This window comes from Flavobacterium sp. Flavsp81, from assembly GCF_059491325.1.
This window is the reverse complement of the sequence record NZ_CP168505.1, coordinates 592,723-617,634: the sequence shown is the minus strand read 5'-3', so window position 1 is coordinate 617,634 and position 24,912 is coordinate 592,723. Positions and strand designations below refer to the sequence as shown.

Annotated in this window: 28 protein-coding genes; 18 read left to right on the top strand and 10 right to left on the bottom strand. The window is 33.3% G+C overall.

Features of this window, described 5'->3' with window-relative positions; genetic code table 11:
- Positions 1-18: 18 nt before the first annotated feature.
- On the bottom strand, positions 19-594 hold the full coding sequence (locus ACEN92_RS02700) for a Crp/Fnr family transcriptional regulator (RefSeq protein WP_495640832.1): 576 nt from the start codon (positions 592-594) through the stop codon (positions 19-21).
- 309 nt (positions 595-903) lie between these two features.
- Here ACEN92_RS02700 and ACEN92_RS02695 point away from each other — a divergent pair, with 309 nt between their 5' ends.
- Positions 904-2,010: a pectate lyase family protein gene (locus ACEN92_RS02695; protein ID WP_495640831.1), complete on the top strand. Its 1,107-nt coding sequence runs from the start codon at positions 904-906 to the stop codon at positions 2,008-2,010.
- Positions 2,011-2,205: 195 nt separating this feature from the next.
- Here ACEN92_RS02695 and ACEN92_RS02690 read toward each other — a convergent pair whose 3' ends face one another.
- The 4 genes from ACEN92_RS02690 to ACEN92_RS02675 form a co-directional block, all read right to left on the bottom strand.
- On the bottom strand, positions 2,206-2,589 hold the full coding sequence (locus ACEN92_RS02690) for a DUF3037 domain-containing protein (RefSeq protein ID WP_495640830.1): 384 nt from the start codon (positions 2,587-2,589) through the stop codon (positions 2,206-2,208).
- A complete protein-coding gene (locus tag ACEN92_RS02685) occupies positions 2,579-3,361 on the bottom strand; it encodes a HipA family kinase (protein WP_495640829.1) in 783 nt (260 codons plus the stop codon). Before ACEN92_RS02685 ends, ACEN92_RS02690 begins: the two co-directional genes overlap by 11 nt.
- 330 nt (positions 3,362-3,691) lie before the next feature.
- The gene (locus tag ACEN92_RS02680) at positions 3,692-4,735 is read right to left on the bottom strand and encodes an RluA family pseudouridine synthase (protein WP_495640828.1); all 1,044 of its coding nucleotides are present in this window, start codon (positions 4,733-4,735) and stop codon (positions 3,692-3,694) included.
- Positions 4,725-5,348, bottom strand: coding sequence for a PASTA domain-containing protein (locus ACEN92_RS02675; protein WP_495640827.1), 624 nt, complete (start codon positions 5,346-5,348; stop codon positions 4,725-4,727). The genes ACEN92_RS02680 and ACEN92_RS02675 overlap by 11 nt, the downstream gene beginning before the upstream one ends.
- A 327-nt stretch (positions 5,349-5,675) precedes the next feature.
- Here ACEN92_RS02675 and ACEN92_RS02670 point away from each other — a divergent pair, with 327 nt between their 5' ends.
- From ACEN92_RS02670 to ACEN92_RS02650, 5 genes are all read left to right on the top strand, one after another.
- Entirely contained in the window at positions 5,676-6,647 is a 972-nt protein-coding gene (locus ACEN92_RS02670) for a D-alanine--D-alanine ligase (RefSeq protein ID WP_495640826.1), read from the top strand.
- 117 nt (positions 6,648-6,764) lie between these two features.
- Positions 6,765-7,457: a DUF421 domain-containing protein gene (locus tag ACEN92_RS02665; protein WP_495640825.1), complete on the top strand. Its 693-nt coding sequence runs from the start codon at positions 6,765-6,767 to the stop codon at positions 7,455-7,457.
- A 139-nt stretch (positions 7,458-7,596) separates the two neighbouring features.
- Positions 7,597-8,211: a zinc-ribbon domain-containing protein gene (locus tag ACEN92_RS02660; protein WP_495640824.1), complete on the top strand. Its 615-nt coding sequence runs from the start codon at positions 7,597-7,599 to the stop codon at positions 8,209-8,211.
- Positions 8,211-8,669, top strand: a complete 459-nt coding sequence (gene coaD, locus ACEN92_RS02655) for a pantetheine-phosphate adenylyltransferase (protein ID WP_495640823.1) — start codon at positions 8,211-8,213, stop codon at positions 8,667-8,669. Before ACEN92_RS02660 ends, coaD begins: the two co-directional genes overlap by 1 nt.
- A 157-nt stretch (positions 8,670-8,826) precedes the next feature.
- On the top strand, positions 8,827-9,405 hold the full coding sequence (locus ACEN92_RS02650) for a PhnA domain-containing protein (RefSeq protein ID WP_495640822.1): 579 nt from the start codon (positions 8,827-8,829) through the stop codon (positions 9,403-9,405).
- 118 nt (positions 9,406-9,523) lie between these two features.
- On the opposite strand, the gene ACEN92_RS02645 is transcribed toward ACEN92_RS02650, so the two are convergent.
- Both ACEN92_RS02645 and ACEN92_RS02640 read right to left on the bottom strand, forming a co-directional pair.
- The gene (locus tag ACEN92_RS02645) at positions 9,524-9,970 is read right to left on the bottom strand and encodes a hypothetical protein (protein ID WP_495640821.1); all 447 of its coding nucleotides are present in this window, start codon (positions 9,968-9,970) and stop codon (positions 9,524-9,526) included.
- A gap of 269 nt (positions 9,971-10,239) precedes the next feature.
- A complete protein-coding gene (locus tag ACEN92_RS02640; RefSeq protein WP_495640820.1) occupies positions 10,240-11,589 on the bottom strand; it encodes a DEAD/DEAH box helicase in 1,350 nt (449 codons plus the stop codon).
- Positions 11,590-11,762: 173 nt separating this feature from the next.
- On the opposite strand from ACEN92_RS02640, the gene ACEN92_RS02635 reads away from it, so the two are divergent.
- Entirely contained in the window at positions 11,763-12,467 is a 705-nt protein-coding gene (locus ACEN92_RS02635; protein ID WP_495640819.1) for a hypothetical protein, read from the top strand.
- Positions 12,468-12,566: 99 nt separating this feature from the next.
- Here ACEN92_RS02635 and ACEN92_RS02630 read toward each other — a convergent pair whose 3' ends face one another.
- Positions 12,567-13,178, bottom strand: a complete 612-nt coding sequence (locus ACEN92_RS02630; protein ID WP_495640818.1) for an NUDIX hydrolase — start codon at positions 13,176-13,178, stop codon at positions 12,567-12,569.
- A gap of 7 nt (positions 13,179-13,185) precedes the next feature.
- Between ACEN92_RS02630 and pyrE the strand changes: the two genes are divergently transcribed.
- Entirely contained in the window at positions 13,186-13,830 is a 645-nt protein-coding gene (gene pyrE / locus ACEN92_RS02625; protein WP_495640817.1) for an orotate phosphoribosyltransferase, read from the top strand.
- Positions 13,831-13,888: 58 nt separating this feature from the next.
- Positions 13,889-14,281 (top strand): SRPBCC family protein, encoded by a 393-nt coding sequence (locus tag ACEN92_RS02620; protein WP_495640816.1) that lies wholly within the window; start codon positions 13,889-13,891, stop codon positions 14,279-14,281.
- A gap of 164 nt (positions 14,282-14,445) precedes the next feature.
- On the opposite strand, the gene ACEN92_RS02615 is transcribed toward ACEN92_RS02620, so the two are convergent.
- Positions 14,446-15,174: a biotin--[acetyl-CoA-carboxylase] ligase gene (locus ACEN92_RS02615; RefSeq protein ID WP_495640815.1), complete on the bottom strand. Its 729-nt coding sequence runs from the start codon at positions 15,172-15,174 to the stop codon at positions 14,446-14,448.
- A gap of 94 nt (positions 15,175-15,268) precedes the next feature.
- Between ACEN92_RS02615 and rsfS the strand changes: the two genes are divergently transcribed.
- The 7 genes from rsfS to ACEN92_RS02580 all read left to right on the top strand — a co-directional run bounded on the left by rsfS (position 15,269) and on the right by ACEN92_RS02580 (position 20,891).
- Entirely contained in the window at positions 15,269-15,640 is a 372-nt protein-coding gene (gene rsfS, locus ACEN92_RS02610) for a ribosome silencing factor (RefSeq protein WP_007809313.1), read from the top strand.
- 15 nt (positions 15,641-15,655) lie between these two features.
- Complete coding sequence (gene ftsH / locus ACEN92_RS02605; RefSeq protein WP_495640814.1) at positions 15,656-17,581, top strand: ATP-dependent zinc metalloprotease FtsH; 1,926 nt, start codon at positions 15,656-15,658, stop codon at positions 17,579-17,581.
- A 114-nt stretch (positions 17,582-17,695) separates the two neighbouring features.
- Complete coding sequence (locus ACEN92_RS02600; RefSeq protein ID WP_495640813.1) at positions 17,696-18,301, top strand: lactate utilization protein B/C; 606 nt, start codon at positions 17,696-17,698, stop codon at positions 18,299-18,301.
- 1 nt (position 18,302) lies between these two features.
- Entirely contained in the window at positions 18,303-19,190 is an 888-nt protein-coding gene (locus ACEN92_RS02595; protein ID WP_495640812.1) for a phosphatidate cytidylyltransferase, read from the top strand.
- On the top strand, positions 19,180-19,833 hold the full coding sequence (locus tag ACEN92_RS02590; protein WP_495640811.1) for a phosphatidylserine decarboxylase family protein: 654 nt from the start codon (positions 19,180-19,182) through the stop codon (positions 19,831-19,833). Before ACEN92_RS02595 ends, ACEN92_RS02590 begins: the two co-directional genes overlap by 11 nt.
- The gene (locus ACEN92_RS02585; RefSeq protein ID WP_495640810.1) at positions 19,834-20,103 is read left to right on the top strand and encodes an acyl-CoA-binding protein; all 270 of its coding nucleotides are present in this window, start codon (positions 19,834-19,836) and stop codon (positions 20,101-20,103) included.
- Positions 20,104-20,111: 8 nt separating this feature from the next.
- Positions 20,112-20,891 carry a superoxide dismutase gene (locus ACEN92_RS02580; protein ID WP_495640809.1) on the top strand — a complete coding sequence of 260 codons (780 nt, stop codon included), beginning with the start codon at positions 20,112-20,114 and terminating at the stop codon, positions 20,889-20,891.
- An 83-nt stretch (positions 20,892-20,974) separates the two neighbouring features.
- Here the strand turns inward: ACEN92_RS02580 and glmM are convergent, their stop codons facing one another.
- Positions 20,975-22,363, bottom strand: coding sequence for a phosphoglucosamine mutase (glmM, locus tag ACEN92_RS02575; RefSeq protein ID WP_495640808.1), 1,389 nt, complete (start codon positions 22,361-22,363; stop codon positions 20,975-20,977).
- 207 nt (positions 22,364-22,570) lie between these two features.
- Here glmM and ACEN92_RS02570 point away from each other — a divergent pair, with 207 nt between their 5' ends.
- Entirely contained in the window at positions 22,571-23,155 is a 585-nt protein-coding gene (locus ACEN92_RS02570; protein WP_495640807.1) for an acyl carrier protein phosphodiesterase, read from the top strand.
- Positions 23,156-23,191: 36 nt separating this feature from the next.
- The gene (ggt, locus tag ACEN92_RS02565; protein WP_495640806.1) at positions 23,192-24,874 is read left to right on the top strand and encodes a gamma-glutamyltransferase; all 1,683 of its coding nucleotides are present in this window, start codon (positions 23,192-23,194) and stop codon (positions 24,872-24,874) included.
- Positions 24,875-24,912 lie beyond the last annotated feature (38 nt).

The following is a 24,912-nucleotide window of genomic DNA, read 5'->3' as shown; positions in this document are numbered from 1 at the left end:
TTTTGAACCTCAAAAAAGCTATATACTTTTCTTAATCTTAGACAAAAACTCATGTGAAACTCCAAGATAGGAGGATAAATTTCTGCTGCTGACCGCTTGCATTTTATGCTGGTATCTTTCTATAAACTCGAGATATCTTTGCTTAGACGTTTTGCTTAAAACATCCAAAAGCCTTTGCTGAATTGCAATATTGGCTTTTTCGATCATCATAATGTGAAACTGAATTAGCTTGGGCACCTGCTCAAATAACAGCATTTTATTTGCTTTACTAATAATAATTATTTCACTCTCTTCTATGGCCTTAATATTGTAAGTAGTAGGTTTTTGATAGTAAAAATTTTCAAGATCACACATCCATTCGTTTTCAAATGAAAGGAAAAGAATGACTTCTCTTCCGTTATCATTTAAGATGTAAGTTTTAAAAGCGCCTTTTAGGATAAATACTTCATAAGAACATTTTGAGTCCTGAATTTGTAAAAATTCGTTTTTCTTTAATTTAATAATCTCTGATTTTTCTGTTATGCATTTCCATTCGTCATCTGTTAGGTTAATTTTACGTTCAATGTTTAATCTGAGGGGGCTGGGGCTGTACATTTGTTTTTACTTTTATTCTTACTCGGGGCAAGTTTTGAATTAATTAAAAATGATGTAATCGATTACGCAAAAGTACTTTTTTTTTGAACTTTTTTTATGGATTAAAAATAATTTAAAGAACAGTTTTTGTGAATATTTTTTTTAAAGTTGTTGAACTTATTCAACCTTTTTAGAAGTATTTATACAGGTGATTTTAAAACACTTTTGCAGCTATTTTATTTTTAAAAGATGTTGAACTTATTCAACAATTTCAGAAGTAATTATTTACAGATTTGCACTTTAAATATTTATAACCCCAAATTTAAAATTATGAAAATTAAATCAACAATCTCAGTGTTCCTACTAACACTGATATTCGGTTTTACAGCATGTAATACTGAAGAAACTGCTGCAAACGAAAACAGCACTTTACCAGCTGCAAATTCTTCAGCAAATGGCTTTACAACCAAAGAAGGTAACTGTGACGATGTTCCGGGATGGGCATCACAAAACGGAGGAACAACCGGAGGAGGAACTGCTGCAGAAACTGTGGTGGCCACCTATGCTGACTTAAAGAAAGCTATTGAGAACACTACTGTAAAAGTGATAAAAGTTACCGGTACTATCACTATTTCTGCAAGATTATCATTTCAAAACCAAACCGGAAAAACAATCTATGGTGAGAGTGGTGCAAAAATTGTTTCAACAGACCAGACTAAAGATGGTTCAGGTATTATTTACTTTAAAGGATTAAAAAACATTATTATCAGAAACTTAATTTTTGAAGGTCCCGGAGCTTATGATACAGATGGTTGGGACAATGTAACTTTAGACAATTGTCAGAATGTATGGGTAGACCACTGTGAATTCAGAGATGGTGTTGATGGAAATTTTGACATCAAAAACAAGTCTGATTATATATCTGTTTCTTATACCAAATTTACTTACCTTAAAGCTCCAAAAGCTGGTGGTCCAGGAGGTACGGATGATCACAGATTTTCTGATTTAATTGGTTCAAGCGATACTGCTACCGGAGATCGCGGAACATTAAGAATAACATTTGCACGTTGCTGGTGGGCAAGCGGATGTAGAGAAAGAATGCCAAGGGTTAGATTTGGAAAAGTGCATATCGTTAACTGTTACTACAACAGTACGGTGAGTAACAAATGTATTGCTGCAGGTTTTGAAGCTGACATTTTGGTAGAAAAAAATTCATTCGAAAATGTTAATACCCCAATTGATTTAATGACAGGTCTTACTGCTGTAACTGTTAAAGATGATAATCTTTTTGTTGGTATTACAGGAAATAAACTTGGTAAAAATACAGCATTTACACCTCCATACACTATTCTGACACTTAATAGCGCTGATGTAAAAGCCAATATTTCAGCAGCTGCCGGTGCAACATTTGCAGGTAATACTTGCGGTTCATTTTAATTAAAAAAGAACTTTCTTTCCATAATTCAAATCACTTATTTGAAATTATGGGTAAGGTAATATAGAATTTGAATTAGTTTATTTTTAGTTAACCACGGATTACAATAATTTAAAGATTGTGTAATTCGTGGTTTTTTATTTAAAATCAAAAAGATTGATTCTTGGTTTATAAGCCTTTTCTTTTATGCGTAAAAACTATAAAACCAATTCTGCAAATAAACGTTGAATAGTGTTTTCCAAATCCTGACAAAGTCCGGGATGCGGTCTGGATGTCTGGATCGCCGAACTGCGTATCGCCGTTAACCATCGAAAACGGGACGGAATATCCATTTCTGCAATTGGTCCGCCATCTTTATCCCCTGTTGCAATTTTTTTAAATGCTGTTATATTGCAATGCAATTGCTCAAGATCAAAATCATTTGAAAGGGCTTCTATTTTTGCATCGTCAATGTGAGACAATACTTTTATAAATTTGGCTTTTTTACAAAACAAAATGATTCCGATATTCAGAAATTCTTCGCGCTCCACTCTTGGTACCACACGAATTACGGCATACTCATATAAGTGACTATCTTGCATTTTGAGCCTGGTTTACAAAGATTTCGGAATGGTTTAATCGAGTCTGCAAAAACTGTAAATAAATGTTTCGCAAGATTTCGGATGTTTCATCGGTATCTTCCCATTGCAGCCATTCAAGCGGAATCGTATTTACAATTTCTTCTAATATTTCGGGTGTTAAAAGTGCTTTAAACTCGGCATCAACTTCTTTCAGCAATGAAGCCTGTGGCAATAAAACATGGTCTTTTATGAGTACAAACGGACTTTTGGCATGCTGTTCCCAATTGTTCCAGGAGTGATGAAAATACAAACACGCTCCATGATCGATCAGCCATAATTCTTTATGCCAAATCAACATATTAGTGTTTTTAAAAGTTCGGTCAACATTGGTAATATAAGCGTCAAGCCAGACAATCTGCGAAGCTAATTTGGCGTCGACAGTTGTTACGACCGGATCAAAAGTTATAGCTCCAGACAAAAAGTGAAGTGCTAAATTAAGTCCCTGACTACCCTGAAGCAAATCCTGAATCTCTTCATCGGCCTCTGTTCTTCCAAAAGCTTCATCGAGATTCGCAAAAACCAATTCGGGAAGCTGTAATTTTAAGGCTTTTGCAATTTGACCGCCAACTAACTCGGCTATCAAAGCTTTTACGCCATGACCGGCACCTTTAAATTTCAGGACATATTTAAAATCGTCATTGGCTTCCGCTAAAGCAGGTAAAGAACCTCCCTCACGCAAAGGTGTTATGTAACGCGTAACATTTACAGTTCTCAAATCGAAATTGTTTTTCATAAGCAGTGTTTACTGAAGTACAAACTTACTAATTTAACTCATTGAGTACAATTATTAAAAACTTCAGTTCGAGTGTTTTTTGAGTAGTAGAACGGAACAAAAAATGTATCGTGAACCGTTTTTAATTCTAATTTGTCTTGTTCTCGATACAATCCCGCTCAAAACGGAATCACTCGAACTGACGAAAAATTAGAATTAAAAACTAACTAAACCTAACCGATTAATTAGTTTTATTGGACTCAAGTTCCCTTAAAAACATAAAAAAAGCCCCATTTAGGAGCTTTAAATTTTAAAAGAATTATCTAATTGACAAATTATCTCATTCTCTGGTTATTCCTCTTCATCCTCAACATGATGTGATTTCGAATAATTACGCCATTTTTCAAGGCAATCCTGAAAATCCTGCGGCAATTCGGTATCAAAACGCATCATTTCTTTCGTATTCGGATGAACAAAACCAAGTGTTTTAGCATGCAAAGCCTGACGTGGCAATGCCTTAAAACAGTTCTCTATAAACTGCTTGTATTTCGTAAACGTAGTCCCTTTCAAAATTAAGTGACCTCCGTAACGTTCATCATTAAACAACGGATGCCCAATATGTTTCATGTGTGCACGAATCTGGTGTGTTCTTCCGGTTTCCAGTTTACACGAAATTAAGGTTACATAACCAAAACGTTCCAAAACCTTATAATGTGTAATCGCGGGCTTCCCTATTTCAGGATCGACAAAAACAGCCATTTGCATGCGGTCTTTTAAGTGTCTGGCAAGATTTCCTTCAATGGTTCCTTCTTCTTCAGCAACATTTCCCCAAACAAGGGCAATATATTCACGTTCAGAAGTTTTGGCTTCAAATTGTTTAGCCAAATGCGTCATTGCCGCCTCGGTTTTCGCAATTACCAAAAGTCCTGAGGTATCTTTATCAATTCTATGAACCAATCCCGGACGTTCACTGCTGTTCATTGGCAGATTATCAAAATGATGTGCCAAAGCATTTACCAGAGTTCCTGTATAATTTCCGTGACCCGGATGTACAACCATTCCCGGTTCCTTATTAATTAGCAGCAAAGCATCATCCTCATAAACAATATTCAGCGGAAGATCTTCCGGCAGGATATGATTTTCAAACGGCGGATGCGATAACATCACCGTAATGATATCAAAAGGCTTTACTTTATAATTCGATTTTACAGGAATATCATTCACAAAAATATTCCCTTCGCTTGCCGCATTCTGAATCTTATTCCGGGTTGCATTCGGAATCATATTCATCAAATATTTGTCAATTCGCAAAAGCGCCTGACCTTTAGGTACATCAAATCTGAAATGTTCAAATAATTCGTCTTCCAGATCTAAATTTTCATTATTATTGTTCATCTTGTGGGGTTTCAGTAGTTGGCGCAGCTAAACTGTCTGTCGCCTGACTGTCATCTACATATGTTGCTTTTCCGTCCCCTAAAACCAAATCAATTTTAGAAGCTTTCAACACACGGTCACCTACTTTTAAGTTTCTGCCTTTATAACGCATCTCCAAAACCATATCTTTTCCTAAGTTCGGAATATAAGTAATCGTTCCTTCCTCAAGTCCTAAAGCTTTTAAAGTCGGAACAGCTTCACGATACGTTTTATCAATTAAATCCGGAATTTTTACAGAAGAAAATCCGGAAGCATTAATTTTAATATATATTTTTCTGCCTACTTTCACTTTCGTTCCCGGCAACGGATCCTGCTCAACAACACTGTATTTCGGGAATTCACTTCGGTAATCAACACTATCCAAAAGCACATAATCCAGATCTAATTCGTCCAGCTTCTCTTCTACCTGCTCTTCAGTCAGTTTAGATAAATTCGGAACAGTAATTTCATGTCCGTGATCAGTTGTAAAAGTCAGCCAATGCATAAACAAATAACCCAAAACTGCAATAATAGCAGCCGCACCTAAAACTTGCAAAAAAAACACACGGCTTGTTAAATACTTACGTAAACTCATAAATTTATTTTTAATTGTGGCAAAGATAAAGCTATTTCGTTTCAAAAAAAATGATAATTTTGTTTAAAACAAGAAAGCTTTCAATACTTGGTATCAGAAGGAGCTTTTTCCTGCTGTCCGCTATATCTTTTATGGTCTCATTGAAAAAAACGAGACCATAAAAGGATGTCGCTCCCATCAGGGCTAAAAAGAACCCTGGTTTTCAAAACAACATTAATTTAAAATCAAAATAATAACGCGAAAAAAATAATTTAAATATAAAGAATTAAAAAAATCGTAGGAAAGTCTAAAACTAAAATAAAAAAATCAACATATAAACATTAAAAAATGAAGAACATAGCCATTATCATGGGCGGATATTCAAGTGAATATAAAATTTCTCTTATCAGCGGAAACGTCGTACACCAATACCTTGACAAAACAAAATACGCAGGTTTCCGTATTCATATTTTCAAAGAAAAATGGGTTTATGTAGACGAAAATGATGCTGAATTTCCAATTGATAAAAATGATTTTTCCGTAACAGTAAACGGGCAAAAAATCACTTTCGACTGTGTTTTCAATGCCATACACGGAACTCCGGGCGAAGACGGATTAATGCAGGCTTATTTTGAATTACTGGGGATTCCGCAATCTTCCTGTGATTATTATCAATCAGCACTTACGTTCAATAAGCGTGATTTATTATCTGTTTTAAAACCATACGGAATCAAAACAGCAATTTCTTATTACCTGAACAAAGGTGACATAATCAATACAGATGAAATCGTAAAAAAAGTAGGTTTGCCATGTTTTGTAAAACCAAACAAAGCAGGTTCAAGCTTCGGAATCTCAAAAGTAAAAACCGCTGCCGAATTGCCTATCGCTATTGAAGTAGCCTACAAAGAAGATAATGAAATCATCATCGAAAGTTTCCTTGACGGAACCGAAGTTTCTGTTGGCGTAATCAATTACAAAGGTGAAATAAAAGTTCTGCCAATAACCGAAATTGTATCTGACAATGATTTCTTTGATTATGAAGCCAAATACGAAGGAAAATCACAAGAAATTACACCGGCCAGAATCTCAGATGAATTAACTCAAAAAGTAGGTGAAACAGCGAAACGTGCATACGAAGTACTGAAAATGAAAGGCTTCTCAAGAAGTGAATTCATCATCGTAGACAATGAACCCTATATGCTCGAAATGAATACCATTCCTGGATTAACAACAGAAAGTTTGATTCCGCAACAAGCCAAAGCAGCAGGAATTTCTCTTGAAGATTTATTTACAAATGCTATTGAGCTGGCTTTAAAATAGTAACTAAGATATTTAAGGTGCTAAGTTTCTAAGATCTTAGCACCTTTTTAATAGACAATCTTGTCAGGATTAACAAAAAAGTAAAAACCTTTGAACCTTTGACCCTCAAATAAAAAAATGAAAGAAATCTTTGAATGGAATAGAATATTTTACAATGGTTTACCGGAAATTTTTATACTGGAAGTCATATTTCGCTCAACAGTAATGTTCACCATTTTATTGTTGACACTAAAATTGGCGGGAAAACGCGGCGTAAAACAATTATCAATTTTCGAGACCGTTATTATTATTGCCTTAGGATCAGCTGCAGGAGATCCTATGTTTTATGAAGATGTCGGACTTGTTCCTGCTGCAATAGTTTTTACAGTAATCATTATCTTATATCGTTCTGTAACCTGGCTTACCGGGAAAAGTAAAAAGTTTGAAGAATTCATTGAAGGAAAAACCGAATGCCTGATAAAAGAGGGAAAATTTTCTGTGACTACTTTTAAAAAAGAAAGCCTGGCACAGGATGAGTTTTTCTCTGAGCTTCGTGTAAAATCTATCGAACATTTAGGACAGGTAAAACATGCATTTATAGAACCTAGTGGAGAAATAAGCGTATTTTATTATGAAGACTTCGAAGTAGGATACGGATTACCAATTTTACCAGCCTTTTTTAATAAAAAAAGTAAAAACATTCCAACAGACGGTACTTATTCCTGCACATTTTGCGGACATACCGAAAAACAAAAAGCAGGAACTGCAAAATGTACAGTTTGCGAAAAAGAAGAATGGGTGGCTTCCATAAATACCCTGAGAATAACTTAGAAACAAAAAAATGAAAAAAACCATATTTCCCGGATTATTTGACCAATCACTCTTGGACACGAAGATATCATCAAACGCGGGATTTTCCTGGAATATTTATTATTAATGCCATGAGTTGGTGCTAAACAATTAAAATTAAATGATTTTTTACGGAACAAAATCAACTGCAATTAAAAATGGAGTAGTCAGAAACGTTGCTTGTCCATATTGTCAAACAAATGCAGCAATGAATTATACTGTATTTGGAAGATATGTACACATTTACTGGATTCCGTTTTTCCCGATTGGAAAACAACAAATATTAGAATGCAATCATTGTAAATCGACTTATGAATTAAAAAATTTACCCGAAGTCATTAAACAAAAATTCCATAAAGAGCAAGAACAAAATCCTGCAAAAATCCCAATAACACATTTTAGTTTTTCAATTATAATTGGACTAGGTATTGCATTTGCCTTCTTTTCCAGCTTAAAAAGCAATTCTGACAGTAAAGATTTTTCAGAAAATCCGAAAGTTGGAGATGTCTTTTTCGAAACAACGAGTAGTGGAAAATACTCAACTTCGAGGGTTACAAAAGTAACGCAAGACAGTGTTTTTGTTGTAGTAAACAATATGGAAATAGAGCAAAAATCAAATGTTGGTAAAATAAATATTGACAGCAATTTTACAACTGTTAAAGATAGCTATAGCCGAAAACAAATCATAGATTTCTATAAAGATGGAAAAACAATTTATGAAATTCAACGAAAATAATGAAAAAAGCCATATTTCCGGGATCATTTGATCCTATAACATTAGGTCACGAAGATATTATCAAAAGAGGAATTTCCCTGTTTGATGAGATTGTAATTGCTATTGGTGTCAATGCCGAAAAAAAATACATGTTTTCTCTCGAAGAAAGAAAACGTTTTATCGAAGAAACTTTCAAAGACGAACCCAAAATTTCGGTCATCACTTATGAAGGATTGACAATTGATTTAGCAAAAAAACTAAACGCCAATTTCATTTTAAGAGGTTTGCGCAACCCTGCTGATTTTGAATTTGAAAAAGCCATCGCTCATACTAACAGAAGACTTTCTAAAATTGAAACCGTCTTTTTACTGACCGCTGCACAAACTTCCTTTATCAGTTCAAGTATTGTTCGTGATGTATTACGTAATAACGGTAAATATGAAATGCTGGTTCCGGATGCTGTTCGGGTTCATAAGTAATAACATACTTGTATCAAGTTTTTGCGAGTAACGAAGCAATCACACTAACAAAAAACCTAGCAGAAAAATATCCCTAAATAAACCATCATTCATAAATATAAATTTGTAGCCCTCCCAAATTAAAAGTAATTTCGGCCCATCAAATAAACACCAAACAATGAGCATAGAAAGAGAATTAAACAAACGCAGTGGATCGAAATGTGAGCTTTGTGGCGCAACTGAAAACCTAAGGGTATATACCGTTTTGCCAACACAAAAAGGAGGAATAGACGAAAGTGTATTGGCTTGCAATACCTGTATTGATCAAATTGAAAATCCGGATAATGTAGATTTAAATCACTGGAAATGTCTTAACGACAGTATGTGGAACGAAAATATTGCGGTACAGGTTGTAGCCTGGAGAATGTTAAGCCGTATGCGTGCTGCTGGCTGGCCACAGGAATTACTGGATATGATGTATCTCGACGAAGATACACTCGCATGGGCTCAGGCAACAGGAGAAGGGGAAGATGACGAAAACAAAATCATTCACCGTGACAGTAACGGAGTAATTTTAGAACACGGAGATTCTGTGGTTTTAATCAAAGATTTAAAAGTAAAAGGATCAAGCATGGTTGCCAAACAGGGAACCGCAGTGCGTAACATTCGTTTAGACCATGAAAATGCTGAATATATTGAAGGAAAAGTGGATGGTCAGCAAATTGTAATTATCACGCAATACGTGAAGAAAATATAATTCTCAGTCAAAGTCGCAGTTTTAGCAAGTAAACCAAAAACTGTCATAAAAACTGTAAACTAAAGAAGGCTATTCAAATTTGAATAGCCTTCTTTGTATTTCTTATTTTAGAAGCAAATTATTTTTGGAATAATTTATTGATTTGGTCTTTTACTAATGGTTCAGAAACGCTGTTTGTAGCAGAATCCCTGTCTTTGCTTGAAACCATAAATTGAACAGTAGCTTTATCCGGAACTACATTTCCAGTATAATGCAACCAGATATAATTGTTAGGCAATTCTAATTTAATATCATATAAAGGACTTGCAGTAAAACCACCTACAATAATATTATAAAGATTAGTATAATCATTATCAAGGTTTCTGAAAGAGAACTTTCTTAAATTTGAAGTATCATCATCATTTAAAATACTAGTATAATAAACTGTATATTCATCTCCAATTTTTTGAATATAATTGTTATTTACTTTTCCTAACTTTTCTACAGGCACAGTTTCTAAAACTTTAATTTGTGCAAAAGAGGCAAAACTACAGAACAAAATGGCAAGGGTAATAATCTTTTTCATAATGATTTTGGGGTTAATTTTTTAACTAATACAATATTCGCCGAAATTAATAAAAATTACCACTAAAATCATTATTTTATAAATATTAAATTGAGTTTTTTGTGCACTATCATTTCATCTCAAAAAACAAAAACAAATAACTTTTTGACAATCAATAAATTAAATATAAAACCACACCAAATATTAATTAAAAAAATTAAACATAAAGCTCAAAAAACTTCATTTACGGTTCTCAAAAATCTAAAATTTACAATCAAAAAATAAGAAAATTACTTCTCCTCTTCTTTCTTGATTACTTTTCTGGCGACTTCAATTTTAAATTTTTTCCCCTTCATTTTCTCATCTTTGACATTTTTAAGCAAATCTTGCACTTTATTGTATCTCACAGCAGCAAACGAAATAAAATCTTTTACCTCGATCAACCCCAAATCCCCTTTTTCAAGTTTTCCTTTTTGAGAAAAGAATCCAACAATATCAATTTTATTCAGTTTTGTTTTCTTTCCGCCACTAATATAAATAGTTTGGTATTCCGGTGGTTTAGGTAAAGTAGTTGTATTTTCTACATTCAAAACAGCCATTCCGTAATCGATATAATCAAGTTCTTTTTCACTTTCGTGAATGATGATGTACGCCGTTCCCGATGCCTGCATACGTGCGGTACGGCCATTTCTATGTGTAAATTCGTCTTCTTTTAAAGGAAGATGATAATGAATTACATGTTTCATTTCCGGAATATCCAATCCACGGGCAGCCAAATCTGTCGTGATTAAATAACTCACACTTCCATTTCTAAACTGAATCAAAGCACGTTCACGTTCATCCTGATCCATTCCGCCATGATAATAAGTGGCATAAATTCCTTTTTCGTTTAATGTATCACTAATGCGTTCAGCTGCATCACGATGATTGCAAAAAATAATAGCCGATTGCGATTTTAGAGAACAAATTAAATTGAACAGACTCTCCAATTTATCTTTTGAAGGAGAAATAACCATTTTCATGGAAAGATTTGTTTTTTCTTCTTCCTCAGGAATAAAATCTAAAATGGTTGGATTAACAACACGAGTATATCTCGGAATCTCAACATCTGAAGTTGCCGAAACCAAAACCCGTTTGTTCAGTTTCGATAGCTTCCCGATAATAAATGACATTTGCTCATGAAAACCTAATTGAAGCGATTTATCAAATTCATCAAGAATTAAGGTCTGAATTTTATCTAAACGAAAAGTTCCTCTGTCAATATGGTCTGCAATTCTTCCGGGAGTACCAATTAAAACGGCCGGAGGATTACTTAAGTTTTTAATTTCTGTATCAATAGAATGCCCACCGTAGCAAATATTTACTTTATAATCGGTTCCCATTTTTTTCCAAACCTGCTCAATTTGCAATCCCAATTCACGTGAAGGAACCAAAATTAGACATTGAACCGAAAGAATTTCCGGCTGTAATAATTCTAAAATCGGCAATAAAAAAGCCAGTGTTTTTCCTGAACCTGTCGGAGAAAGCAATAAAACATTATTATCATTAAGAATTGCGTCCTGCGCAACTGCCTGCATTTCATTCAGGCTTTCAATACCTAAATTTAAAAGTATATTATTGGAATGATGTTTCTTATTCATTTTGCAAAAATAGGAAAATTAGAATTGAGATTGTCCCCCTTTTTAGATTAACAGTGAATTAAGCGGATTTCTAAGAACTTTGATTAATTTTTATTCTTTAAATCCTATCCTCTTTTATATGTATTTTTAACTAATTTTAATCAATAACAAAACCGAATAAATATTGAAAGGCAATGAAAAATCTCTTTGAACATTTTAAAACAACAATATATTCTGAATTTGATTTCCTGAAAAATTTTGGTTTTACTGATTTTGAGGAAGAAGAAATTGCTTATGAGTATCATATTATTACCCGATCAAATAATAATATTGTGATTGACTTTCAAATAGAAATGATTTCCTCAACGCCAATTTGGATTACGATAAACGGAATTAATCTGGAAAAAATATTTGAATTACATCCGATTTTTGAAAACTACACTTTTGAAAGAGACCAATTATATGGTGATAATTTTGATAAATTTCTAAGTTCTGATAATTCACAGTTTTTAAAAAACAATCGGAAAATATTTTTGGAAAGAGGTTTTATATTAAATGAAAATTATTTAGTAGAAGTAAAAAACCTTCTTATTCAAAACATAGAATTTTTACAGGATCCGGCTATATATTCCAATATAAAAGAAAAAATTAGCATGCAAAGTGAATTAGCATTAGCAGAATATTATAAAGCCTTTAAGAATTTATTTGATAATGAACGTAATGTTCTTATTGAAGAAGGTTTTTTTAAATCACAATTTGAAAAACATTTACTTATTTTGGAAACAGATAAAGTAACTGTAGAATTTAACTCATATGATGAATATAAAGAATTTTTGGTTTCTTTTTCAGAAATGGAGATTAACCATGAAAGTGTTCTTTATAAATTTGAACCAAAATAATTAATGGCACGTTTCTCAATATCAATGACAATTTCAAAAATCAATATTAATAAACCCATTTAACTGCTAAATTTGATTTTTGCAATATAATTTGAAATGCTATTGGCTTTTTATGTTGACTTTCTCCTCTTCGAATAATAACTTGATGTTTTCGTAGGAGTTTTTTAAGGCTTCTTTGATTTGTTGCGGGTTTAACCATGCTACTTTTTCAATACCTTCTTCTATTTGTCCGTGTGGTGTGCCTTCAAAATCAGATTGCATTTCGAACCAATGTGTGATTTTGAGTTTGTACTTTCCATTACGTTTAAAAACGTGATACGTTTTTTGGAGCTTATCGGTAATGCTAAGTTTTCCAACGCCAGTCTCCTCTTCCACTTCACGCATTGCAGTATCTTCTATTTCTTCCCCTTTCTCGATTCCGCCTTTTGGCAGATCCCACTTTCCATTTCTGAAAATAAATAAAACTTCTCCTTTTTTGTTGTAAACCAAGCCTCCGCCTGCCTTACTTACCGGAATTTTAGCTTTTAAAGTCTTCATAATCTCCTTTTCATCAGGATGATACAAATAAGCTTTCTGAATTTTATTTTGAAACATTTTGACAATAAGATGCTCAATATCAATACTCTCCAGGAGAAATAATTGAAAATCGGTCTCTCTTGAGATTTCATTTGTCAAAAAAAGTGGTTTGTCGTTCACAAAAACTTTATACATTTGTACTATGATTTTTAATAAAGATACAGCCGAAAAAACAGCCGAATTGCTTTTGCAAATAAATGCAATTAAATTGAATCCAGAAAATCCTTTTACATGGGCTTCAGGATGGAAATCACCTATTTACTGCGATAATAGGTTAATTCTTTCATTTCCGGTCATCCGAAACTACGTTCGTGATGAGTTTGCGAAAAATATAGAAAAACAATTTGGAAAACCGGATGTTATTGCCGGAGTTGCTACAGGAGCTATAGGAATTGGTATTTTAGTAGCCGAAAGCCTTGGGCTGCCTTTTGTATATGTGCGACCTGAACCAAAAAAACACGGAAGACAAAACCAGGTAGAGGGCTTTTTGCAAAAAGGCCAGAACGTGGTTGTTGTTGAAGATTTAATCAGTACCGGAAAGAGTAGTTTGATGGCCGTGGAAGCGTTACGCAACGAAGGTGCTAATATTAAAGGAATGGCTGCGATTTTTACCTACGGCTTTAATGTTGCCGAAGAGAACTTCAAAAATGCAAATATCGATTTGTATACGCTAAGCAATTATGATAATTTATTGGATTTAGCAGTTCAAAAACAATATATTAGCGAAGATCAGCAGTCTACTTTACAAGAATGGAATACGAGTCCGTCAACTTGGGGACAAGAATAATTTTAGAATTTTGATTGCTGATTTTAGATTAATAATTTGAATTAAATAAAAAATAAAAATGAACTTAGAAAGTCCAAAAGTTACTGTTCAGAAATCAGCGCAGGATTTATTTGATCTGCTGACTGACGTTAAAAATTTTGAGAAACTAATGCCGGATAATATTGCTAAATTTGAAGTAATTGGCGAAGATGCTTTTATTTTTGGATTGAAAGGAATGCCGGAAATAAAACTGAAAATGAAAGAAAAAACAGCTCCAAACAAAATTGTTCTGGGTGCTGCGAGTGATAAACTTCCTTTTACTTTGGTTTCTAACATTGATAGCATTTCTGATTCATCAAGTGAAGTTCAATTATTATTTGAAGGAGAATTCAATGCTATGATGGCAATGATGATTAAAGGACCAATTAGTAAGTTTATCGAAACCCTGGCTACTAACATGACCAAGCTATAATTTTCAATTATTTGATTTTTATACTTGCATAAAATTTAAAGTCCGATTTTACGATCGGACTTTTTTTTTGCCACAGATTCAACAAGGGATTAAATAATTATTTTGGTTTCACAAAAAATTCAGTTTGTTTAGAGCTTCAAAGCCTTTGTTACTTTGAACCGTTCCTAATAAAGCATCTGAATTTCTTTGATATCGAATTCCGAAACTGAATCATCTTCAAGCAAAATTTGTATTTTCCCAACGGAAGAAACACCCTGAATGATTCCCATGAAGTTTCTGTTTTCGAGATTTTTAAAAGGCATTGGGATTCCTTTTCGGAACAAAGAGTTGAAGTATTCCTTCCAAAAATCAGCAGAATTTGCCTTCCATAATTCTATACTTTGCTTCATTTTTTCAATAATTAAAAATGGCAGGGAATCTTTATCAAATTCGGCTTTGCAAATTACCGCTAACGATGAAGCATTTGGTAATTCGTCGAAATTAGTCTGGTTTACATTCAGGCCCAATCCAACTACTGACACGATCCTGCCATCACTTTTGATGATATTTTCGATTAGTATGCCACCAATTTTTTTATTGTATGCCATAATGTCGTTTGGCCATTTTATACTTAAACCAGGAATATCAAATGATTTTAATGTTTCAATTACAGCTAATGACACTATAATGCTCAGATTAAAAAACTCTTCGTTATCGTAGAGAAAATTCTTTACCAAGATACTCATAATTAAGTTTTTACCCGGCTCAGACTGCCATTTAGAACCCATTTGCCCCTTGCCTTTTATCTGATTCTCAGCCGTCACCACAGTAAAATTATCCAGCTCATCCTGACTTGATAATGCTTTAAGAAAATCGTTTGTAGAATCTATGGCATCGAGTTTGATTAGTTTCATTAAAATAATTTATTTATACTTAATTTAATATTTTGTTAAGGTTCAAAATTAATCACAAAAATTGGTAACTTTACAAAATCATATAAAATAATTCATGGCGAAAAAGACTATTAATAATGACGTTCTATTAGCGAACATAATAAAAGGAATTGAAGAAGTAAAAGGAAATGATATAGATATTCTTGACTTAAGAGAAATAGACACGGCTGTTTGTGACTATTTTGTTATTTGCAACGGAAGTTCTAACACTCAGGTTAACGCCATTGTAAATTCAATCCAAAAAACAGTATCCAAAGATTTAAAAGATAAACCCTGGCACGTAGAAGGAACCGATAATGCAGAATGGGTCCTAATGGATTATGTGCACATCGTAGTACATGTTTTCCAGAAACACATTCGCGAATACTATAACATTGAGAGCCTTTGGGGCGACGCCAAAATAACTACAATCGAAAATAAATACTAAAGAAACTCTCTTCTAATGGCTAAAGATAATAATCCAAATCAGAATAAATTTAAAATAAGTCCCTGGTTAATATATACCGCAATACTTCTAGTTTTTTTATTTATTAGTTTTGCAACCGGAGGATCTAGCTTAAACGAACCTGCTCAATTAACTTCTTCTAAATTCAATAATTTATTAGAAAAAGGTCAAATTGAAAAAGTAATCGTTTATAATAAAGCTCAAGCTGAAGTTTACCTTACGGCAGCGGCTCTTAAAGATGCAGCTAATAAAGATGTCTCTAAAGATATTTTTAAAAATACAAATAAAGGACCACACTATGCACTGGAAATTGGTAACGATCAAATTTTTCAAACTAAATTAGAAAAAGCAGTTGCCGAAGGTAAATTGAAAGATTTTAATTTCTTGCAGAAAAATAACTGGAGTGATATTTTAATTAGTTTGTTGCCAATTATCATCATTATTGGTGTTTGGATTTTCATTATGCGTAAAATGTCAGGCGGTGCCGGTGGTGGTGGTGGACAAATTTTCAACATTGGAAAATCGAAAGCTAAGTTGTTCGATGAAAAAACAGACATAAAAACTACTTTTAAAGATGTTGCTGGTTTAGAAGGGGCAAAAGAAGAAATACAAGAAATTGTTGAATTCCTGAAAAACCCTGAAAAATATACAAATCTTGGAGGTAAAATACCAAAAGGGGCTTTACTTGTAGGTCCTCCGGGAACTGGTAAAACATTATTAGCAAAAGCCGTTGCAGGCGAAGCTCAAGTTCCTTTCTTCTCATTGTCAGGTTCTGATTTTGTTGAGATGTTTGTAGGTGTTGGTGCATCACGTGTTCGTGATTTATTTAAACAGGCAAAAGAAAAATCTCCTGCTATTATTTTTATTGACGAAATTGACGCTGTTGGTAGAGCAAGAGGAAAAAGTAATATGTCTGGCGGAAACGACGAGAGAGAAAACACACTGAATCAATTATTAACAGAAATGGATGGTTTTGGTACAAACTCAAACGTAATTGTTTTGGCTGCAACCAACAGAGCGGATGTTCTTGATAAAGCTTTAATGCGTGCCGGCCGTTTTGACAGACAAATTTTTGTTGACTTACCGGACATTCGTGAAAGAGCTGAAATCTTTAAAGTACACTTAGCTCCTATCAAAAAAGTTGAAGGCCTTGATTTAGATTTCTTAGCTAAGCAAACTCCGGGATTTTCAGGTGCTGATATTGCAAATGTTTGTAACGAAGCTGCCTTAATTGCTGCCCGTAACAACAAAACTGCTGTAGACAGACAAGATTTCCTCGATGCAGTTGACAGAATCATTGGTGGTCTTGAAAAGAAAAACAAAATCATTACTCCAGAAGAAAAAAGAGCAATCGCTATTCACGAAGCAGGACACGCAACTGTAAGCTGGATGTTAGAGCATGCTGCCCCACTTATTAAAGTAACTATTGTGCCTCGTGGACAAAGTTTAGGAGCTGCATGGTATCTTCCGGAAGAAAGACAAATCGTCAGAACAGATCAAATGCTGGACGAAATGTGTGCTACTATGGGTGGAAGAGCTGCAGAAAAAGTAACTTTTGACCGAATTTCAACCGGAGCATTAAGCGATTTAGAAAAAGTAACACGCCAAGCCCGTGCAATGGTTACAATTTATGGTTTGAATGATAAAATTGGTAATGTTACTTATTATGATTCAACAGGACAAAATGAATATAATTTCTCTAAACCATATTCTGATGAAACTGCGAAAGTTATTGATAAAGAAATTTCAGAATTAATTGAAGGCCAATATCAAAGAGCCATTCAAATTTTAGAAGAAAACAAAGACAAGTTAAATCAGCTTGCTGATATCCTGATAGAAAAAGAAGTTATTTTTAAAGATGACTTAGAGGATATTTTTGGAAAACGCACATTTGATAAAAATTTAGGAGAAGTAGTTTCTTAAATTTTAACGAAAATATCTATTATTTTTTAAAATCTTAATTCAAAATACCCTTTTGAATTAAGATTTTTTTATCTTTGAACGTTTTCAATTAACATGTAAAGCATTTCATATATAATGAGTTTTTTCAAAAAAATATTTGGTTCCGGCAATGCCTCTTCTGATCAGGAAAGTCAAAGTGAGTATAGCAGTAATCCTATTTCAGAAAGTCATTTGTCTATTGATGAACAATTCATTTTTAATTTTAAGAAAAATGGAGGTAAATTTTTATATTGCGAAAACAAACAAGAAGTTGAAGAGCAATTTGAAAATATTTTAGAGGAAAATGATTGGTTTGAAAGTGAAGTCTTATGCTATGAACCGGCTCTTTTTAGCATATTAGATGAAAACAAATTATTTTATAATTCACCTGCAAATCCAAAATTTTTATTAGCAAGTTGTGAAAACCTAATTGCTGATGAAGGCTCTATACTTTTTTCCTCCAAGCAAATCAAACAAAACAAACCAAACGAATTACCTGCAAATATTGTAGTGATTGCTACAACAAGCCAAATTCGCTGTATTAAAAGTGATGGATTAAGTGCGATTAAAAGAAAATACGAAAGAGACTACCCTACTAATATTACTACAATAAAATATTTCGAAAAAGCCAAAGAAGAAGATTTTACGCAATACGGAAGCGTTGCCAAAAATATGTATCTATTGCTCTTAGAAGATCTTTAAGATGAATGAAACACTCAAGAGAGCCATTTCCGGTGCTGTTTATATCGCTTTGTTACTAACATCTATCATGTTTTCTACTGAAAGCTTTATTATTCTTTTTGGCATTTTTCTAATTATTGCCACTTATGAATTTTGCAATTTAGTTAAACTCAATAAAGTTTTCTCAATTGTATTTGTATCCCTTTTTTATTCAACAGTCGCTTTGATTAGTTTTTATAGAATAGAGACCGAAAATTATATAAGCAATCTCCTGAAAGAAACTATTCAACTTACTGTTGATACTGATAAATTATTCTCTGCTTTGCTTCTAATTACATTGGCAATAGCTATAAAATGTATTGTGTTTTTATTTGACGATACGCAAACTATCAGTAAACTATCAAAATATATCTATTTATTAGGATATATTATGCTGCCGTTTATTTTTATCATCAAAATTTCATTCGGAATAAAGGATTATAATCCGAAAATAATTATTGGACTATTCATTCTGATCTGGACAAATGATACGTTCGCGTATTTAGTTGGAAAGTCTATAGGAAAACATAAATTATTTGAACGTATTTCACCAAAAAAAACAATTGAAGGTTTTCTTGGCGGAGTTGTTTTTGCCGCTTTTGCAGGCTTTTTAATTTCTAAATTATACATCAGACCCAATCCTGATTTCAGCCAAAAATCTATTTTAATTTGGACTATAATTGCTTTGATTGTTAGCATTTTTGGAACAATAGGAGATTTGATTGAATCTAAATTTAAGAGAATTGCAGGTGTAAAAGACAGTGGCACCATAATGCCGGGACACGGAGGTGTACTAGATCGATTAGATAGTGTTATATTTGTAGCACCAGTTATATTTTTATTTTACCAAATTTTATATTATGTTTCATAAAGAAGGAGCCCCATCAATTTTACTAGGTACAGCTTTTACTGTTGCCGTACTTTTAATAGCTGAAAAATTTATTGACATCAATTGGCTTAGAATGCTTGTTCAAATAGCTGCTCTATTGATCTTGATTATTATTCTGCAATTTTTCAGAAACCCTAAAAGAATCGCTATCAGAAACAGCGATCATATTATTGCTCCGGTAGATGGAAAAGTCGTGGTAATTGAAGAAGTTTATGAAGGTGAGTATTTTAAAGATAAACGTTTACAGGTTTCTATATTTATGTCGCCAATAAATGTTCATGTAACCCGTTACGCAATGGATGGTATTATAAAATTCAGCAAATATCATCCTGGAAAGTTTTTAGTGGCCTGGCATCCAAAAGCAAGTGAAGAAAACGAAAGAACGACAGTTGTGATTGAAAATGATACTTTTGGACAAATATTATACAGACAAATTGCTGGTGCTTTAGCTCGCAGAATTGTAAATTATGCTCAGGAAGGAATGCAGGTTATTCAGGGTACTGATGCCGGATTTATTAAATTTGGTTCAAGAGTAGATTTATTTTTACCTTTAGGTACTCCAATTAATGTGGAATTAAATCAAAAAGCAATTGGTGGAAAAACTATCATTGCTACAAAAGCTTAAATGACTGAAAAAGATTTAGATATTCGTTTTTCAGAGGCTGTAGAAACTGCTTTGAAAATGACGCAAGCCTCACTGCCACAAGATGTGCAGTTAAGGCTTTATGCATATTACAAACAAGCTACTTTTGGAACGGCTAAATATAACCAATCTGAAAATTTTGACTTGCGTAATGCATTCAAAACTAATGCATGGATGCAGATTAGCCATATATCAATTGAGGAAGCAAAAGAGAATTACATCGAAATAATTAATTCACTAACATCAAAATAATTTACATTATGAAGAAAAGCATAATACGTTTTACTATTTCAGCTTCATTATTGTTATTATTTTCCTGTAATGATAATAAGCTAACTGAAGTTGTTGAAGTTCCTTTGCCTACAAAAGAAGAAAAAATTACGATAGGCGTTCCGGCAGATGTAAAAGCAGATGAAGGTTCATTTGCACTGACAAAATTACCTTTTGGTTATGATGCATTGGCGCCCGGAATACGATCATTGACTTTAGAAACTCATTATTCTAAACATTATTTATCCTATACCAATAATTTCAATAAAGAAATAGCTACAACTGAATTTGAAAATGCTTCCATTGAAGATATCTTAAAAAAACTGGATATGAGCAATGTCAAGCTTCGTCAAAATGCTGGTGGTTATTATAATCATACTCTTTATTTTGATATATTAACTCCAAAAGAACAAACTCCAAAAGATACTTTAGCCGGTGCTATAAATAAAGAGTTTGGATCTTTTAAAAATCTTACTGCTCAATTTAAAAACGAAGCTACTAAACAATTCGGTTCAGGCTGGGTTTGGATAGTGGTGGATAAAGCGGGTAAATTACAAATTACAACAACCGAAAATCAGGATAATCCTTTAATGAGAAATGCTTTGATTCCCGGAACCCCAATTTTAGGAATAGATTTATGGGAACATGCTTATTATCTCGATTATCAGAATAGAAAGGGAAGCTACATAGATGCTTTTTATAAATTGATCAATTGGGAAAAAGTAAACGAAAATTATAAAACAGCTCTCACGAAGGTTAAAAAATATTAAATTTATTTTGCAAGCATAAAAAAAAGTTTGATGAAATGAATCATCAAACTTTTTTATTATGATAAGTGATTAAATTTTAACTATCAGATTCCTGCAATGACTTTTATCTCATCAATAATGCGAAGTGCTAAAACATCTGCCTTTTCCTGAGATGGAGCTTCAGTATAAATTCGGATAATTGGTTCTGTGTTTGATTTTCTTAAATGAACCCATTCTGCAGCAAAATCAATTTTCACGCCGTCAATTGTTGTAATATCTTCGTTTTTATATTTTTCAGTCATTGCAATTAAAATTGCATCAACATCAATTTGCGGTGTTAATTCAATTTTATTTTTACTCATATAATATTCAGGATATGAAGCTCTCAATGCAGAAACTGACATTTTTTTATTCGCTAAATGCGTTAAAAACAATGCTACTCCAACCAAACTGTCACGTCCGTAATGTGATTCAGGGTAGATTATTCCACCATTTCCTTCACCCCCAATAATGGCGTTATTTTTCTTCATTAACTCTACAACATTCACCTCGCCTACTGCACTGGCTTCATAATTTCCTTTATGTCCTACTGTTACGTCACGCAAGGCACGTGAAGATGACATATTAGAAACAGTATTTCCGGGAGTTTTACTCAAAACATAATCAGCACAGGCTACTAAAGTATATTCTTCTCCAAACATTTCTCCATCTTCACTAATGAAAGCCAAACGATCAACATCCGGATCTACCACAACTCCTAAATGCGCTTTCTCTTTAACAACCAATTCCGAAATATCAGTCAAATGTTCCTTTAATGGTTCAGGATTATGAGGAAAATGTCCATTAGGTTCGCAATATAATTTTACGACTTCAACACCCATTAATTCTAATAATCTAGGGATAATAATTCCTCCAGATGAGTTTACTCCATCAACAACCACTTTAAATTTTGCATCCTTTACCGCCTGAACATCAACTAATGGCAAGTTTAAAACTTCATCAATATGAATGTCCATATAAGCGTCATTAACTGTAATCTCTCCTAAATTGTCTACATCAGAGAAATCAAAAGCTTCAGCTTCAGCAATTTCTAAAATTTTCGCTCCTTCTTCTCCATTTAAAAATTCACCTTTTTCGTTCAGTAATTTCAACGCATTCCACTGTTTTGGATTATGCGAAGCAGTTAAAATAATTCCGCCATCTGCTTTTTCCAACGGCACAGCAATTTCGACGGTTGGTGTTGTTGAAAGTCCAAGATCAATTACATTAATTCCTAAGCCAATCAACGTATTTACAACTAAATTATGAATCATTGGCCCGGAAATTCTGGCATCGCGACCAATTACAACTGTTAATTTTTCTTTTGAAGTGTTATTTTTCAGAAAGGTTCCGTATGCCGATGCAAACTTTACAGCATCAACAGGAGTCAGGTTATCTCCTACTTTTCCACCGATTGTTCCTCTTATTCCTGAAATCGATTTTATTAAAGTCATTTTTGTGAGTTATGGTTATTTATTACAAATATAAAAAAGTTGCCGAGTTACTGAGAGGTTGTGACACTAAGATTTTAAAATAATCTTTAAATATTAAAGACACACAACTACTATTTTTTTAACAAAAATGATTTAAAAAGTTTTTTATACATTTACAATAGCAATTTTAGTTTCTTAACCCTTCAGAATGTTAATACCTCAAAAGCAATGAATTTCCTTGCCCACATCTATCTTTCCGGCGAAAATGATTTAATCAAAATTGGCAATTTTATGGCCGATGGTATTCGTGGGAAGCAATTTCAGCATTTTCCTGATGATGTGCAAAAAGGAATTATTTTACACCGTTTTATAGATACATATACTGATTCGCATGATATTTTTAGACAAAGCACCAAGCGATTACACGAAAAATACCATCATTATGCCGGAGTGATTGTAGATATTGTTTACGATCATTTTTTAGCGAAAAACTGGACAAAATATTCAGATGAAAAATTAGAAGATTTTATCAATCGTTTTTACAGCTCATTGCATGATAATTATTCTATACTTACTGAAAAAACGCAAAGTCTAATGCCTTACATGATCGAAAGAAACTGGCTTTTGAGTTATCAGACAGTTGAAGGAATTCATCAGATTTTAACTCAAATGGACCGAAGGTCGAAAAATATGTCCAAAATGCAATTTGCCAGCGAAGAATTAAAAGAATTTTATACCGCTTTTGAAGAGGAATTCACCTCTTTCTTTGAAGACATTCAACATCAATCCAAACAAAAGTTGCTTTTCTTATAAAATCAAATTGATTCTATACACCAATATTTTCTCAATATGAAAAAAATTATATTTTTATGCTGTTTTATTTCCGCTTTTAATTTTAGTGTCGCACAACAAAATCCAACCGGATTGGTTACTTCAAAGGCTATGGTAGTTTCAGCAAGAGAAGAAGCATCAAAAATTGGCGTTGAAATCATGAAAAAAGGAGGAAATGCTTTTGATGCGATGGTTGGAACCGAATTGGCTCTGGCAGTCGCTTTTCCGTTTGCGGGAAATATTGGCGGAGGAGGATTTATGGTGTACCGAAAAGCAAATGGCGAGGCAGGTTCTTTGGATTATCGTGAAAAAGCGCCTCTGGCAGCAAAAAAAGATATGTTTTTAGACAAAGAAGGAAATGTAATTAAGGGAAAAAGTACCGAAACTGCTTTGGCAATTGGTGTCCCGGGAACTATAGCCGGTGTGTTTGCAGTACACAAAAAATTTGGTTCACTACCAATCTCTGAAATTTTAAAACCTGTTATTGCTTTAGCCGAGAAAGGAGTTGTTGTAACCAAAAAACAAGAAAAAAGCCTGAATGATTATCACGATGCCATTGTAAAAGTAAATGGTACAACGACACTTTTAGCAGCTAATTTTAAAGAAAAAGACACTATTAAATATCCTGCTCTTGCCCATACTTTAAAACGAATTTCAAAGTATGGAAGAAATGAGTTTTATAAAGGTGAAACAGCAAAAATATTAGTTGATTATCTTCAGAAAAAAGGCGGGATTATTACCCTTGAAGATTTGGCTAAATATGAAGCAAAATGGAGAAAGCCACTTCAGTTTACTTATAAACATTTAAAAATTACTTCTATGTCTCCGCCAAGCAGTGGCGGAATTTGTCTCGCACAAATATTAAAAATGATTGCTCCTTATGATTTGGCAAAAATGGGACATAATTCAGCGGAGGCTATTCAAGTAATTGTTGAAGCCGAAAGAAGAGCTTACGCTGATAGAAGCCAGTTTTTAGGTGACCCTGATTTTGTAAAAATTCCTGTAAAAGCATTACTTTCCGATGATTATTTAAAAGACAGAATGTCAACTTTTAATGTTGAAAAAGCCAGTTTATCTTCAGAAATAAAAGAAGGAAATGTAACGTATAATGAAAGTACCGAAACCACACATTATTCTATTGTTGACAAATTTGGAAATGCCGTTGCAGCTACAACAACCTTAAATGATGGTTACGGTTCAAAATATTACTGTGATGAGTTAGGTTTCTTTTTAAACAATGAAATGGATGATTTTAGTGCCAAATCCGGCTCTCCAAATATGTTTGGATTAGTTGGAAACGAAGCCAATAGTATCGCACCGCAAAAACGTATGTTAAGTTCGATGACACCAACAATTGTAGAGAAAGACGGAAAACTTTTTATGGTGGTAGGAACTCCCGGCGGCTCAACAATTATAACATCTGTTTTGCAAACTATTTTAAATGTCTACGAATATAAATTCAGCATGCAGGAAGCAGTAAACGCACCGAGATTTCATCATCAATGGCTGCCGGATCTCGTTACTTTTGAACCCAATACTTTTAAGAATAACACCATTGATCAAATAAAAGCAAAAGGATATTTGATCAATGAAAAAGCAACTCCTATAATTGGTAAAGTTGATGCCATTTTGATATTACCAAATAGAAATCTTGAAGGAGGTGCAGATTTTCGGGGCGATGATACAGCGGTTGGTTTTTAAATTTAAAGATTTATACTTAAATTTAGATGAATTTGAAT